The 14755-nt window shown below is 61.0% G+C and carries 11 protein-coding genes; 6 read left to right on the forward strand and 5 right to left on the reverse strand.

Annotated features, from left to right (window positions below; all coding sequences use genetic code 11):
- Nucleotides 1-262: 262 nt before the first annotated feature.
- The 3 genes from ACCD00_RS21900 to ACCD00_RS21910 form a co-directional block, all read right to left on the reverse strand.
- Nucleotides 263-1162: a hydroxymethylglutaryl-CoA lyase gene (locus tag ACCD00_RS21900; RefSeq protein ID WP_413427501.1), complete on the reverse strand. Its 900-nt coding sequence runs from the start codon at nucleotides 1160-1162 to the stop codon at nucleotides 263-265.
- A gap of 157 nt (nucleotides 1163-1319) precedes the next feature.
- Complete coding sequence (locus ACCD00_RS21905) at nucleotides 1320-1721, reverse strand: MerR family transcriptional regulator (protein WP_007980992.1); 402 nt, start codon at nucleotides 1719-1721, stop codon at nucleotides 1320-1322.
- 179 nt (nucleotides 1722-1900) lie between these two features.
- On the reverse strand, nucleotides 1901-2830 hold the full coding sequence (locus ACCD00_RS21910) for a LysR family transcriptional regulator (RefSeq protein WP_008053617.1): 930 nt from the start codon (nucleotides 2828-2830) through the stop codon (nucleotides 1901-1903).
- Nucleotides 2831-2996: 166 nt separating this feature from the next.
- On the opposite strand from ACCD00_RS21910, the gene ACCD00_RS21915 reads away from it, so the two are divergent.
- Nucleotides 2997-4226: an acyl-CoA dehydrogenase gene (locus ACCD00_RS21915; protein ID WP_413427502.1), complete on the forward strand. Its 1230-nt coding sequence runs from the start codon at nucleotides 2997-2999 to the stop codon at nucleotides 4224-4226.
- Nucleotides 4227-4330: 104 nt separating this feature from the next.
- Here ACCD00_RS21915 and ACCD00_RS21920 read toward each other — a convergent pair whose 3' ends face one another.
- The gene (locus tag ACCD00_RS21920) at nucleotides 4331-5671 is read right to left on the reverse strand and encodes a substrate-binding domain-containing protein (protein WP_413427503.1); all 1341 of its coding nucleotides are present in this window, start codon (nucleotides 5669-5671) and stop codon (nucleotides 4331-4333) included.
- 190 nt (nucleotides 5672-5861) lie between these two features.
- The gene (gene xthA / locus ACCD00_RS21925; RefSeq protein ID WP_413427504.1) at nucleotides 5862-6674 is read right to left on the reverse strand and encodes an exodeoxyribonuclease III; all 813 of its coding nucleotides are present in this window, start codon (nucleotides 6672-6674) and stop codon (nucleotides 5862-5864) included.
- A 257-nt stretch (nucleotides 6675-6931) separates the two neighbouring features.
- Here xthA and ACCD00_RS21930 point away from each other — a divergent pair, with 257 nt between their 5' ends.
- The 5 genes from ACCD00_RS21930 to ACCD00_RS21950 form a co-directional block, all read left to right on the forward strand.
- Complete coding sequence (locus ACCD00_RS21930) at nucleotides 6932-7582, forward strand: GNAT family N-acetyltransferase (RefSeq protein WP_413427505.1); 651 nt, start codon at nucleotides 6932-6934, stop codon at nucleotides 7580-7582.
- Between the two features lie 65 nt (nucleotides 7583-7647).
- On the forward strand, nucleotides 7648-9375 hold the full coding sequence (locus ACCD00_RS21935; RefSeq protein ID WP_413427506.1) for an autotransporter assembly complex protein TamA: 1728 nt from the start codon (nucleotides 7648-7650) through the stop codon (nucleotides 9373-9375).
- Nucleotides 9372-13043 (forward strand): translocation/assembly module TamB domain-containing protein, encoded by a 3672-nt coding sequence (locus ACCD00_RS21940; RefSeq protein WP_413427507.1) that lies wholly within the window; start codon nucleotides 9372-9374, stop codon nucleotides 13041-13043. Before ACCD00_RS21935 ends, ACCD00_RS21940 begins: the two co-directional genes overlap by 4 nt.
- An 868-nt stretch (nucleotides 13044-13911) precedes the next feature.
- Nucleotides 13912-14385, forward strand: a complete 474-nt coding sequence (locus tag ACCD00_RS21945) for a MarR family winged helix-turn-helix transcriptional regulator (RefSeq protein ID WP_008020670.1) — start codon at nucleotides 13912-13914, stop codon at nucleotides 14383-14385.
- The coding region (locus ACCD00_RS21950) for a TolC family protein (RefSeq protein WP_413427508.1) at nucleotides 14382-14755 on the forward strand (374 nt) is incomplete at its 3' end. The genes ACCD00_RS21945 and ACCD00_RS21950, both read left to right, overlap by 4 nt.

Genomic DNA, 14755 nt, shown 5'->3' on the forward strand with positions numbered 1-14755 from the left:
TTAGCTGCGTCTCTGCCGTGTTGTTTTTGTTATGTCAGAGTCGTTACGTCTTGTTTTTATTAGGTTTGCCGCAATTTTTTTATTCTTGTTATGCGATAGATATAGCAGGAGGCATGCCAACTTTTTAAAAGCCTTTAAAATCAATGGTTTGGAGTTTTGTAGGGTTTTGCGCCTCAGGCAACACCCTACATTTTGTTTCCGTGTTACTCGCTTGCGCCCACGTTTGAGTCCGCGCGGTAACACCTGGACACACTCAGTGCACTCACTGTGCGCTGCGGGCCTTGGCCACGCGGGAGCCGGTAGGACGACCCAATACGCTGCAAATCCGCTGACCGGCGAGCACCAAGGCGTCGAGATCGATTCCGGTGTCGATGCCCAGGCCGTTGAGCAGGTAAACCACGTCTTCGGTCGCGACGTTACCGCTGGCGCCCTTGGCATAGGGGCAACCGCCCAGGCCGGCGATGGAGCTGTCGAACACCGCGATGCCTTCCAGCAGACTGGCGTAGATGTTGGCCACAGCCTGACCGTAGGTGTCGTGGAAATGCCCTGCGAGTTTTTCCCGGGGCACATCCTTTGATACCACTTCAAACATCTTGCGGGTTGCGCCAGCGGTGCCGGTGCCGATGGTGTCGCCCAGCGAAACCTCATAGCAGCCCATGGCATAGAGTTCGCGAGCGACCACGGCGACTTGCTCCGGGGCGACGTTACCTTCATAGGGGCAGCCCAGCACACAGGACACGTAACCGCGAACCGTCACGCCGTGTTGTCTTGCCGCGTCCATGATCGGTACGAAACGCTCCAGGCTTTCGCTAATCGAGCAGTTGATGTTGCGTTGGGAAAAAGCTTCGGATGCCGCCGCGAACACCGCCACTTCCTTCACTCCGGCCGCGAGGGCATCTTCGAAACCGCGCAGGTTGGGGGCGAGTGCGCCGTAGGTGACGTCCGGTTTGCGCTGGATCTGCGCGAAGACATCGGCGGAACCGGCCATCTGCGGCACCCACTTGGGCGAAACGAAACTGCCGACTTCTATATAGCCAAGTCCGGCTGCGGTCAGTGCATCGACCAGTTGCACCTTGTCGGCGACGCTGATGGGCTGGGCTTCGTTCTGCAGGCCGTCGCGGGGGCCGACTTCGACAATGCGTACGTGGGAGGGGAGGGACATGGGCTTCGACCTGTGCTGATTGTCTGAATGCTGAGAGAACCCTGTAGGAGCGAGCTTGCTCGCGATGGGCTCCCAGGCACCGCGTTTGTCCAGCAGACACGCGTTATCGTTAACGGCCATCGCGAGCAAGCTCGCTCCTACAGGGGGCGGTGTGGATTTACTGAATCGATTCCTGGCTTTTGAGCGTCTGCTCCAGCGCCTGCACGCAGCGCTCTTCGGCAGTGTCCAGCTCCAGTTTCATCTGTTCGATGTCCAGCAACTGCTGCTCAAGCTGCTCACGGCGCTCGCTGATTTTCGCCAGCATGCTGTGCAGTTGCTTGGTGTTACCGCTGGACGGGTCGTAGAGCTCGATCAACTCGCGGCATTCAGCCAGTGAGAAACCGATGCGTTTACCCCGCAGGATCAGCTTCAGGCTGACCTTGTCGCGAGGCGAGTAAATGCGTTCCTGGCCACGGCGCTCGGGGCTGAGCAGGCCTTGCTCTTCATAAAAGCGAATGGCGCGGGTGGTGATATCGAGCTCGCGGGCGAGATCGGAAATGCTGTAGGTCTGGCTGCTCATGGGCGCGCTCGCAAAAGGTCATGGCGCTAAGCTAATGGCAGGTTGACGTTTACGTCAAGGGGCAGGGTTTTTCAGTGTTCTCACCGGCCCCTTCGCGAGCAAGCCCGCTCCCACAGGGGAACGCATTCCAAATGTGGGAGCGGGCTTGCTCGCGAAGAACGATAACCAGGTGTAGTGCCCTACACCTTCTCGAGCTTTTTCTCCTGCGCCGTCACTTGCTGGCACAACTCGATCATCTGCTCGCGCATCCAGCGGTTCGCCGGGTCCTGGTCAGTGCTTTCGTGCCAGTAAAGGTGGGTTTCCACCGGCGGTACATCGTTGACCGGCAGATAAAAGGCGTGCAGGTCGTTGCGGCGGGCGAAGCGTTCCGGCACGGTCATGACCATGTCCGTCTGCTGCAACACCTGCGAGGCCATCAGGTAATGCTGGGAGCGCAGGGCGATCTTGCGCTGGATGCCCATCTTGCCCAGCGCCAGGTCGACATAGCCGAGGCCGCTGCGGCGGCTGGAAATGTGGATGTGGGTCAGGCCCAGGTAATCATCCAGCGTGAGTTTCTCTTTGCCCGCCAGCGGATGCCCCTTGCGCATGGCGCACACGTAGCGGTCTTCCATCAATTTGACATGACGTACCTGCGGGTCGGTGTTGAGCGGCGCATCGACCGCGAAGTCGAGGCGTCCGGCGGCCAGTTCCTTGGTGGTTTCGCGACGTTTGGACAGGAAGCTTTCGATGATCACCGTCGGCGCCAGGCGGCGCAGGCGCTGGAACAGCGGCGGCAGGATCACAGCTTCGGTGAGGTCGGTCATGCTGATGCGGTAGGTCTTGACCGCCTGCTGCGGGTTGAATATGCGGCTTTCCTGCACCGACACGCGCAGCAGCGAGAGTGCGTTGCGCACCGGGCCGATGATGTTCTGGGCCATGGGCGTCGGCACCATGCCCTGGGCGGTGCGCACGAACAGCGGGTCGTTGAAGGTCTCGCGTAGACGCGCCAGCGCATTCGACACCGCCGGTTGGGTGATGCCGACGATTTGCCCGGCGCGGGTCAGGTTGGCTTCGGTGTAGATCGCGTCGAAGACGATGAAAAGGTTGAGATCGACCTTGCTCAGATTCATTACGCGGGCTCTCTTATTGTGTGGGCGGACTGACCGTGACGATCAGTCGATCATATATCGGTGATGAATGTTAATACACGCCGAGAATAGGCTAGGTAAATTATCAACGCTGTTCTAGCATCGATTGCATGATCTAAACAACCTCCCCCAAGAAGGTATCTTGCTCATGGATTTCGCTTATTCGCCCAAGGTTCAGGAACTGCGCGAGCGCGTGACAGCGTTCATGGACACCTACGTTTATCCCGCCGAAGCCGTGTTCGAACGGCAGGTCGCCGAAGGCGATCGCTGGCAGCCGACCGCGATCATGGAAGAGCTCAAGGCCAAGGCCAAGGCCGAAGGCCTGTGGAATTTGTTTCTGCCTGAGTCAGAACTGGGTGCCGGCCTGACCAACCTCGAATACGCGCCGCTGGCGGAAATCATGGGCCGCTCGCTGCTGGGGCCAGAGCCGTTCAACTGCTCGGCACCGGACACCGGCAACATGGAAGTGCTGGTGCGTTACGCCAACGAAGAGCAGAAACAACGCTGGCTCGAACCCTTGCTGCGCGGCGAGATCCGCTCGGCATTCGCCATGACCGAACCGGATGTAGCATCCTCCGACGCCACCAACATGGCTGCCCGTGCGGTGCGCGATGGCGACGAGTGGGTGATCAATGGCAAGAAATGGTGGACCTCGGGTGCTTGCGACCCGCGCTGCAAGATCCTGATTTTCATGGGGCTGAGCAATCCGGACGGGCCACGTCACGCCCAGCACTCGATGATTCTGGTGCCGGTGGACACCCCCGGGGTAAAAATCCTGCGTCCGCTGCCGGTGTTCGGCTACGACGACGCTCCCCACGGTCACGCCGAAGTGCTGTTTGAAAATGTCCGGGTGCCGTACGAAAACGTCCTGCTGGGCGAAGGCCGTGGCTTCGAAATTGCTCAAGGTCGCCTTGGCCCGGGCCGGATTCACCACTGCATGCGTTCGATCGGCATGGCCGAGCGTGCGCTGGAACTGATGTGCAAACGCTCGGTGAGCCGTACGGCATTCGGCAAACCCCTGGCGCGGCTGGGCGGTAACGTCGACAAGATCGCCGACTCGCGGATGGAGATCGACATGGCACGCCTGCTGACACTGAAGGCGGCGTACATGATGGACACGGTTGGCAACAAAGTGGCCCGCAGCGAGATCGCGCAGATCAAGGTCGTCGCGCCAAACGTTGCGTTGCGAGTGATCGACCGGGCGATCCAGATCCATGGCGGGGCAGGGGTTTCCAACGATTTCCCGCTGGCCTACATGTATGCGATGCAGCGCACCCTGCGCCTGGCCGACGGCCCGGATGAAGTGCACCGTGCGGCGATTGGCAAGTTCGAGATCGGCAAGTACGTGCCGAAGGAAATGATGCGTAGCGGGCATTAAGACCGCGGTGTTGCCATTCGCGGGCAAGCCCGCTCCCACAGGTATTATGTGGGAGCGGGCTTGCTCGCGAAGGCGTCATTCCCTTCAATGCAGCAACATCAGATTCAATACACCCAAACCTCAACCCGTCGATTCCTGATCCTTCCTTCATCGGCGCTATTGGCCGCCACCGGCATTTCGGCACCGAATCCACGAATCTCGCGAAACACCACGCCGCTCTTCACCAACTCCCGGCGTACCGCCATGGCCCGCAGTTTCGACAACAGATCGGCGCGCGCCGGGTCGCTCTTGGCATCGCCAAACCCCACCAGCGTGACCTGTCCCTCGGCCTTGCCGTGCTGTTTGATATAGTCGAGCACCCGCCACAGGTCCTGTCGGGCCTTGTTGTCCAGGGTGGCGCTGCCTTCCTCGAAGCGGAAGTTCACCGACAACCGTTGCGCGTGACGGCTCAGCGCCTGATAACCCTCGGGCATCAACGCATTGGGCGTCACGGCCATGGCCTGGACGGTTTGGGCAATAAATCCGTTGGCGGCCACAATGGCTTGACCGTCAGCGCTTTGGGCAAAGGCCACCAGGGCATTGGCCCAGGGATTTTTTTCGTTGGGTGGCAGGTAGAAGAACAATCGGCGGGACAGCGGATAGTCTTCGGTGGCAATCAGGCTGTTGAGCGGCAGCATGGCTTGCGATTGACCGTCGACAATGGCAACAGCCCTGGCCTGGCGCACGTAGGGTAAACCGATGAAACCGATGCCTTGTGGATCAGCGCTGACCGCATCGGACAGTTGTTCGCTGGACTCGAAGCGCTTCGCCGCGCTGCCGAGGGTTTTCCCACGATTACTGAGGACCAGTTCCTTGAAGGTGTCGTAGGTCCCGGACTGATCGTCCCGTGCATACAGATGAATCGGCCCGCCATGGCCGCCGATGTCTTCCCAGGTCTTCACTTCGCCACTGAAAATACGCGCCAGTTGCACGGTGTCGAGTTGATTCAGCGGATTGTCCGGGTGAAGAATGATCGCCAGGCCGTCGATGGCGATGACCTGTTCGGCGCTGGGGCTTTTCAGGTCACCGAGGGACTGCAGGCTGGCCAGTTCGCTGTCCTTGATCGGGCGCGATGAGGCGGCCAGATCGGCACGGGCTGCTTTTAGCGCAGTGAAACCGGTACTGGAACCATGGGCTGCCACCTCCACCACGATCCGACGGCCCTGGGCGGTTTCACCGACAATGCGCAGTTCGTTGGCGGTGTCCGGGGTTTCGCGGTGAATCCTGCGCAGGCCCTGCGCGCTCAACAACCCCTCGACCAGCGCCGGCCCCAATGCCGCACCGATGGTATTGGAACCCTGAATGCGCAGCACCGGGCCGTGTTCGGGTGTCGGCAAGTCGCCGGCCGAGCCTGCCTGCGGCAAGCCCATGCACAGCATCAACAGGAACAACACGCGCAGCATCATGCCGGCACCTTGTATAGCCAAAGGAGGTGTCGGGAGATTAAGTCAGTAAGGTTTCCGAAAAATGACACTTTGCAAATGTGGGAGCGGGCTTGCTCGCGAAGGGGCCATAACATTCAATGTCGATGTTGAATGTAGGACCGCCTTCGCGAGCAAGCCCGCTCCCACAGGGAATTAATGCAACCGTCAGAGATCAGCTCAACTCAAGCCAGATCGGCGCATGGTCCGAAGGTTTTTCCATGCCGCGCAGTTCGTAGTCCACCCCGGCGGCCTTAACCCGCGGCAGCAAGCCGTGGGAGGCGAGGATCAGGTCGATACGCAGGCCACGCTTGGGCTCGTCTTCGAAGCCACGGCTGCGGTAGTCGAACCAGCTGAAGGTGTCGGTCACGTCCGGGTTCAAGTGACGGAAACTGTCGACCAGGCCCCAGTTTTTCAGGCGGGCCATCCACTCGCGCTCTTCGGGCAGGAAGCTGCATTTGCCGGTTTTCAGCCAGCGCTTCATGTTGTCCGGGCCGATGCCGATGTCACAGTCTTCCGGGGAAATGTTCACATCGCCCATCACCACCAGTGGCTGGTCGTTCTTGAACTGGCTTTCCAGCAATAGCTGCAAATCGTTGTAGAAGCGTTCCTTGGCCGGGAATTTGGTCGGGTGGTCGCGGCTTTCGCCCTGTGGGAAATAACCGTTCATGATGGTCACCGGCACGCCGTTGGCGTCGGCAAAGGTGCCCCAGATGAAGCGCCGTTGGGCGTCTTCTTCGTCGGTGGCGAAGCCTTTATGCAGGGCCAGCGGCTCCTGGCGCGAGAGCAGGGCGACGCCGTAGTGGCCTTTTTGCCCGTGGAAATACACGTGATAGCCCAGGGCCCTGACTTCCTCGAGAGGGAACTGGTCGTCGTGGACCTTGGTTTCCTGCAGGCCGATCACATCGGGCTGGTGCTTTTCGATCAGCGCCGCCAGCTGATGGGGACGGGCGCGCAGCCCGTTGATGTTGAAGGAGACGATCTTCATGGTCGGCAGTCCTGGCAAAAGGGCGATGCTAGCTGACATGGGGGAATCGGGCCAGTGTGGGGTGAGGGGATTCGGTTTTGCCTGTCAGCTTTATGTGGGCAGTGATGGCCCCTTCGCGAGCAAGCCCGCTCCCACAAAAGCAAAGGCGATTTCATTGCCTACACTGATTTCGGATCTGTAAGGAATTGTGTCAGTGCCAATCAGCTCGTAACAACAAGAGCGCAGCCTTCCGAGCTGTGCCGGGGAGATCGACCGTCATGCCCGAAACCTCGACCGCCATTGCCGATATTCACATGCTCGACAGCGGCTACGCCCGCGAAGCGCGTTCGCTGCTGTACCAGGCGTATCGACATGAGCCGACCTTCGGCTATTTGTTCGAAGCCGAGCGCCCCGGTTACGAACAGCGGGTTCGCGCCACCGTGCGCGAACTGGTGAACCAGCATTTTCTCCAGGACCTGCCGGCCATCGGCCTGCTGGTCAACGACCGCCTGATCGGCATCGCCCTGATCGCACCGCCGCAACGTCGTCTTGGTATCACCGAAAGTTGGGCCTGGCGCCTGCGCATGGTGCTCAGCACGGGGTTTCGCTGTACTCGTCGCTACCTCGAATATCACGCTGCCGTGGAGGCCTGCGTGCCGAACGACTCGGTGCACGTCCTGCCATTGCTGGGGGTACATCCGCAGTTCCAGGGCAAACACTTCGGCGAGCAGTTGCTGCAGGCCGTGCACAACTGGTGCGCGGTGGATGAAAACTCACAGGGGGTAATTCTCGACACCGGCAATCCGCGTTATCTGGAGTTCTACAAGCGTCAGGGCTATGAGGAAATCGGCGAGGTCGCCGTAGGACCGGTTCGCGAGCACGTGTTTTTTCACCCCAATCCTCAGGTGCTGCACACCGCATCGGCCTGAACCGAGAACTTTCCGGGGAAGTCATGCTCTATCACGCTCTCAAGCTCGTGATAGCATCCGCGCCTATGAAGTTTCCAGGAAGAAATACCAGCGGTGTGCTGATGCTGATGATCAGCTGCGCGGCGCTGGCACAAAGTGAATTGGATGTGCGTGTCAAACCGTCCAATGATGAGCTCAAGGCCAATATAGAAGGCTATATCGGCAGCCTCGGCGATCGCGACGAACAGGCGTTGCTGCGCTTCGGCCGTGGCGCCGAAGAACAGGCGCGCAAGGCCGCCCAGGCCTTGGGTTATTACCAGCCGCAGATCGACAGCGAGGTGAAGGGTGGCGACACGCCGCGCCTGGTGTTGAAGGTCGACCCCGGCGAACCGGTGCATCTGCGCAATGTCACGGTGCGTGTCGACGGTCCGGCTGCCTCCCTCAAGTCCTTTCGAGTCCCCAAAAGCGACGCGCTCAAGCCCGGTGCCGTACTCAATCATGGCCGCTACGAGGACGCCAAGCGCCTGATCCAGAATCAGGCTTCGCGCTATGGCTTTTTCAGCGGCCGTTTCACTCGTTCAAAACTGTCGGTCGACCCACGGGCCGGCGTCGCCGATATCGAATTGATCTATGAAAGTGGTCCGCGCTATACCTTGGGCAAAGTCAGTTTCCAGGGTGATACGCCGTTCGATGACGAGCTGCTGCAGCGCATGGTGCCCTTCAAGGCCGGTACGCCCTATGACTCGGAACTGATCGCCGAACTCAATCAGAACCTGCAATCGAGCGGTTACTTCGAAGGCGTGCGCGTGGACGCGGCACCCACGGCGTCCAGGAACGATGCGATCCCGGTCGACGTAAAGCTTGAAACCCGCAAGCCACGGACCATGGGCCTGGGCCTGGGTTTTTCCACCGACGTCGGCCCACGGGCCAAGGCCAACTGGACCCGGCACTGGGTCAACGCGCAAGGGCACAGTTACGGCTGGGAGGCCGAGATCTCGGCGCCACGGCAAAACGTCGGGCTGTTCTACGACATTCCGCTGGACCCACCGCTGACGGACAAACTGCGTTTTGCCGGCGGCTATCAGAATGAGGACATCGCGGGCACCGACACCCACAGCAAGCTGCTGACCCTTGGCCCCGAGTGGCACAGCAAATTGCCCAGCGGCTGGCAACGGGTGGTGTCGCTGAAATGGCAGCGCGAGGATTACCAACTGGGTGACGACTCGGGACTCAGTACCTTGCTGATGCCCGGTGTGAGCTACTCATACCTCAAGAGCGACAACCGCATCGACCCGCACAACGGTTATCGCCTGCAATTCGAAAGCAAAGTGGCCAAGGAAGGTCTGGGTTCCGACAGCAACCTGATCTACGGCACGGCATTGGTCAAAGGCTTGACCACGGTGTTCGACAACCATCGCTTCCTCGGGCGGGTGCAGGTCGGCGGCAGTGCCACCAACGGTTTCAAATCGGTACCGCCGTCGTTGCGCTTCTTCGCCGGTGGCGACCAGAGTGTGCGCGGTTACGACTATCAGAGCCTGTCCCCGGAAAACTCCGACGGTGACCGCATCGGTGGCCGCTACATGGTGGCTGCCAGCGCGGAATATCAGTATTCCATCGCCGAAAAATGGCGGATCGCGACCTTTGTCGATCAGGGCAACTCATTCAATACACTCGAACTGCCGAACCTCAAGACCGGGGTCGGTATCGGCGTGCGTTGGGTATCGCCGGTGGGGCCGATCCGCCTCGACCTGGCGCATGCGCTGGACGACGATGGTGGTATTCGACTGCACTTTTCCATGGGGCCTGAGCTGTGAAGCGTGGTTTGAAAGTAACGCTGCTGGCGATGGCGGCGCTGTTGATGCTGGTTGTGCTGACGCTGGCCACGGTGTTGGGCACGGCGACGGGCAGCCGCTGGGCGTTGGGCTTCGTACCGGGTTTGACCCTGGACAACTTCCAGGGCCGGCTGGGCGGGCAATGGAGTGCCGACCGGGTGTTGTGGCAACAGGACAACAACCGGGTCGAGCTGAGCCAGGTGATTTTTGCCTGGTCGCCGCTGTGCCTGACCCGCATGACCTTGTGCGTCGAGCAATTGCAGGCCGGTCAGGTCAGCCTGACCTTCCCGCCGGGTGCAGAAGAACCGGGCAGCGGCCCGATCACGCTACCGGAACTGAAGTTGCCATTGGCCATCGAACTTGGAGAGATCAAGGTCGGCAGCCTGTTGTTCAACGGCAGCGAAGAGCTCAAGGGTTTGCAACTCGCGGCGCACTGGACGACGGCCGGTTTGCAAATCGACTCTGCATCGTTACAGCGCGAAGACCTGAGCCTGAGTCTGTCCGGCCTGCTGCAACCGAGCGGTAACTGGCCGCTCAGCGCCGAAGGCAAACTGACCTTGTTGTCGACACCCGAGCCCTTGGCGCTGGCGTTGAAGATCGACGGCGACCTGCTGAAAACCCTGAACCTGAAAGCCGACAGCAGCGGTTACCTCAACGGGCAACTGACAGGCGAACTGAAACCGCTGGTGGAAAACCTGCCGGCCAAGGTACGAATCACCGCCGATGGCTTCAAGCCCGGTGCCGATCTGCCGGACACCCTGCAACTCAATCAGCTTGAGCTCACTGGTGCCGGTGACTTGAAGAGCGGCTACGCGCTGCTCGGCAAAGCCACGTTACCCGCCGAGCAAGGGCCGGTCGCCTTGGCGCTGCAAGGCAAGGTCGACGCCAGCGGCGCGCAGATCGCCGCGCTGGACCTGACCGCCAATGACAAGCAAAGCCTCAAGCTCACCGGGCAGCTGGATTGGAGCAAAGGCCTGAGCGCCGAGGCGAAGATCGACTGGCTGGACTTCCCGTGGCACCGGCTCTATCCGGTGATCGACGAGCCGGAGGTGACGTTGCGCCGCTTCAACGGCGAGGTGTCCTACACCGACGGCAAATACCTCGGTCACTTTGACGCCGCTGCGGATGGTCCTGCCGGCGCTTTCACCCTGGCCAGCCCGTTCGCGGGCGACCTGACGAAAATCTACCTGCAACAGATTCAACTCCAGGCCGGGCAGGGCAAGGCCGAGGGGCACTTGAACCTGCAATTCGCCGACGGCATTGCCTGGGACACCGCGCTGGACTTGTCGGCGATCAACCCGGCGTACTGGGTTGCGGAGCTGCCGGGCACGCTGGCCGGGCCGTTGCGCAGCCAGGGCGAGATGAAGAACGAAACGCTCAGCCTCAATGCAGACCTGGACCTCAAGGGCAAACTGCGCGGTCAACCGGCGGTGATCCAGGCCAAGGCCGATGGCCGTGGTGAGCAATGGAACCTCAACGCCCTGCAAGTTCGCCTCGGCGATAACAGCATCAGCGGCAAAGGCAGCCTGCAACAGAAACTCGCCGGGCAGATCGATCTCAAGCTGCCGCACCTGGCCCAGCTCTGGCCGCAACTGCGTGGCCAACTCAATGGCCGCGTGGATGTCGCCGGCACACTCACGGCGCCCCAAGGCAAGCTTGACCTGCAAGGCTCGCAATTGGCCTTCCAGGACAATCGCCTGCAAAGCCTGAACCTCGACGCCACGCTGGACAGTGCGCAACGGGCGAAAATCGACCTCAAGGGCAGCGGCATCCGGGCCGGCGACACCTCGCTGGGAACGCTGACCGCCAGCGGCCAGGGCGACATCAAAAACCAGAAGCTGAGCCTCGACCTGCAAGGGCCGAAGCTGAAACTGGCCCTGGGCCTGGACGGTACGTTGGACAAAGGCAATTGGCGCGGACGCCTGGCCAGCGGTGATATCCAGGCCGGTGGCCAGGACTGGAAGCTGCAAGGGCCGGCGAAACTCGAACGCCTGGCGGACGGCAAAATCAACTTCGGCGCTCATTGCTGGGCGTCCGGCCAGGCCAGCCTGTGCGGTGAAGACTCGCGCCTGATGCCCGAGCCGAAGCTGCGTTATCACCTCAAGCAATTCCCGATCGACAGCCTCGCGCAGTGGTTGCCGAAGGATTTCGCCTGGCAGGGCCGGCTCAATGCCGACCTGCAACTGGACCTGCCGGCCAGTGGCCCGAATGGCCAGATCAGCGTCGATGCCGGTGGCGGCACGTTGCGCATCAAGGAAAAGGACCAGTGGCTGGACTTCCCGTACCAGACCCTGAAACTCACCAGCAAACTCACGCCCAAACGCATCGACACCGAACTTGATTTCGTCGGTGGCAAACTCGGTGAACTGATGGTGCAGGCGCAGCTCAATCCGTTGCCGAAGAACAAACCGCTAAGCGGCTCGTTCCGCTTGAACGGGCTGGACCTGTCGGTGGCGCGGCCGTTTGTGCCAATGGTCGAAAAGCTGGCCGGGCGCCTGAATGGCAGTGGCACGATTTCCGGTGGGCTGTTGGCGCCGCAGGTCAATGGCAGCCTGCAACTCAGCGACGGCGTGGTGGCCGGGCCCGAGCTACCGATGGAGCTGCAAAACCTGCACGTTCAAGCGCTGATCTCCGGTGAAAGCGTACAGCTCAATGGCGGCTGGAACAGCGGCAAGGCCGGGCAGGGCAGCCTGAACGGCAACATCGCCTGGGGTCAGGCGCTGGTGGTGGATCTGGCGCTCAAGGGGACGCAGTTGCCGGTCACCGTCGAGCCTTACGCCAAGCTTGAAGTCGCACCGGACCTGAAGATTTCGATGAAGGGCGACGAACTGGCCATCGCCGGCAAAGTGCTGGTGCCCAAAGGCGAGATCACCATTCGCGAGTTGCCGCCGTCGACGGTCAAGGTCTCCGATGACACGGTGATCGTCGGGCAGCAAACCGAGCAGGGCAAGCCGCCGCTGGCCATGAGGATGGATATCGAAGTGCTGGTCGGCGAGGACAAGCTGAGCTTTGCCGGGTTTGGCTTGACGGCCAATGTGCAGGGGCATGTGCACATCGGCGACAACATGGACACCCGTGGCGAGCTGTGGCTCAACGACGGTCGCTATCGCGCCTACGGCCAGCGGCTTTCGGTGCGCCGGGCACGCTTGCTGTTTGCAGGTCCCATCGACCAGCCGTACCTGGACATCGAGGCCATTCGCAAGACTGACGACATCATCGCCGGCATTCGTTTGAGTGGCAGCGCCGAGCAGCCGACCACACAGATCTTCTCCGAACCGGCCATGAGCCAGGAGCAGGCCCTGTCTTATCTGGTGCTCGGGCGTCCGCTGAGCAGCAACGGCGAAGACAACAACATGCTCGCCCAGGCGGCCCTCGGTCTGGGCTTGATGGGCAGTGCCGGGGTGACTGGCGATCTGGCGAAGAACCTGGGGATCCAGGACTTCCAGCTCGACACCCAGGGCAGCGGCACCACCACCAGTGTGGTGGCCAGCGGCAACCTGTCCGAGAAGCTCAGCCTGCGCTATGGCGTTGGCGTGTTCGAACCGGCCAACACCATTGCCTTGCGCTACAAGCTGAGCAAAAAGGTCTACCTCGAAGCCGCCGGCGGCGTGGCCAGTTCGCTGGACATCTTTTACAAGCGGGACTTCTAATTCTCAATCAAGCGGCGGTTCGGCAATCCGGTTTGCCTGCTCAGGCGGCCTGATAGCCTGTCTTTTGTTTGCGGTGTACATATCCGTTTCTTCGGCAACGGCGACTTAGGGTTTCGCCCTGACGGCGACTCACTTTTTTTACAAGCGCCTAAAAAAAGTAAGCAAAAAAACGCTCGCCCCGAACGTCCGGCCCCTCGCTTAGGCTCGGGGTTCCTTCGCTCCGGCATTCATCCGGGGGCATTGTTCTACGGTTTGCTTCGCTGCACCTCCCTGCAATGTGTGCGGCTGCGCCGCACGGCGCTGCGCGCCTATCCCCGGATGAACACCGGAACGAGGCCTGCCGAGGGGGCGGGTGGATCAAGATCAAGAGCGGCAGGCGAGCTAACGCTCGGTCCTGTAGGAGCGAGCTTGCTCGCGATGGACGTCAACGATGACGCGGGCTGCCTGAATGCCCGCGGTGTCCTGGCGTTTTTCGCGAGCCAGCTCGCTCCTACAGGGAAACGCGTTCAATTGCGATCAGGCCGGCCGGTAGGCCGCCTCGCTTTGGCTTTGGCTGTTGATCTTCTTGCCCCCTCGTGAGGCCGAACGTCAGGGGCAAGAACCCTTGATTACTTGGGGGCGGGCGGCGCTCCGCTTTTCCAAGTAACCCGCTGTAAGAGCGGAACCAATAGTCGCCGTTACCGCAGCAATGGATATGTACACCATCAACAATAAGGTCAGAAAAGCGGTGACATCCGTCTATGACCACAAAACCCGAAACCACCGGTCAACTATTTACCAAGCCTGCTAACTATTACGTTGACATTCGCTGCCTAGGCAGTAACATCTCGACATACATTCACTGCCTAGGCAGCTAACTGGTGGTCAGATGAAACATTTCTCTCCAGACGATTTCCACAATTGCCATCTCGGCCTGTTGCTCGGACGTGCCGCGCTGCTCAAGGACCGGATCCTCGACACCCGCATGGAACCCCACGGCATCACCGCCGCGCAGTTCAAGGTGTTGATCATCATGGCCCAGTACGGCGTCGACTCGCCGGGCGAGTTGTGCCGCCACCTGTCCCTCGACAGCGGTTCGATGACGCGCATGCTCGATCGTCTGGAACAGAAAGGTTTCCTTGCCCGCCAACGCTCCGACGCGGATCGCCGTCAGGTGCAGCTTGTACTCACGGAAGAGGGCCAGAAGCTCGCCGGGCTGTTGCCGCACATCGGCGCCGAAGCCATGAATGAACTGGCCGGTGCCATCACTCCGGAAGAGTTGAAAACCCTGGAGCTGATCCTGAAGAAAATTTTGCTGGCAGCCGGTGACCCGATCACCTTGCTGCGTGTAGGTGACAAATGAGCAGTAAACCCTTGCGTACCGGCCTTGGCCTGGTGTTGTTGGCCATGAGCCTGGCCGGTTGCGCCAGTTACAGCGGCCTGAAGACCGAAGGTGTCAAACTCGACGCGAAAAGCCTCAAGGCCGGGCAATCCCTTGGTGGCGTGACCCTGTCGCCGGCCGCCTGGCCGAAAAGCGACTGGTGGAAAAGCCTCGGCGACCCGCAACTCGACGGCCTGATCCGCGAGGCCCTGCGCGACAGCCCGGACATGCAAATTGCCGACGCCCGTGCCCATCAGGCCAACGCTGCCGCTTCTGCAGCTGACGCCGAGCGGATGCCGACCCTGGATGCCAGCGCCGGTGTCAGCCGCTCGCGCCTGGCCCGGGACCAGGA

This window comes from Pseudomonas sp. Pseusp3 (assembly GCF_047304225.1).
Taxonomy (GTDB): domain Bacteria; phylum Pseudomonadota; class Gammaproteobacteria; order Pseudomonadales; family Pseudomonadaceae; genus Aquipseudomonas; species Aquipseudomonas fluorescens_CD.

Coding starts and splice junctions, on each gene's coding strand:
- ACCD00_RS21905 (WP_007980992.1), bottom strand. CDS start 1,721: ATGAGCAGCCAGACCTACAGCATTTCCGATCTCGCCCGCGAGCTCGAT.
- ACCD00_RS21930 (WP_413427505.1), top strand. CDS start 6,932: ATGCCCGAAACCTCGACCGCCATTGCCGATATTCACATGCTCGACAGC.
- ACCD00_RS21945 (WP_008020670.1), top strand. CDS start 13,912: ATGAAACATTTCTCTCCAGACGATTTCCACAATTGCCATCTCGGCCTG.
- ACCD00_RS21935 (WP_413427506.1), top strand. CDS start 7,648: ATGAAGTTTCCAGGAAGAAATACCAGCGGTGTGCTGATGCTGATGATC.
- ACCD00_RS21900 (WP_413427501.1), bottom strand. CDS start 1,162: ATGTCCCTCCCCTCCCACGTACGCATTGTCGAAGTCGGCCCCCGCGAC.
- ACCD00_RS21910 (WP_008053617.1), bottom strand. CDS start 2,830: ATGAATCTGAGCAAGGTCGATCTCAACCTTTTCATCGTCTTCGACGCG.
- ACCD00_RS21920 (WP_413427503.1), bottom strand. CDS start 5,671: ATGATGCTGCGCGTGTTGTTCCTGTTGATGCTGTGCATGGGCTTGCCG.
- ACCD00_RS21915 (WP_413427502.1), top strand. CDS start 2,997: ATGGATTTCGCTTATTCGCCCAAGGTTCAGGAACTGCGCGAGCGCGTG.
- xthA (WP_413427504.1), bottom strand. CDS start 6,674: ATGAAGATCGTCTCCTTCAACATCAACGGGCTGCGCGCCCGTCCCCAT.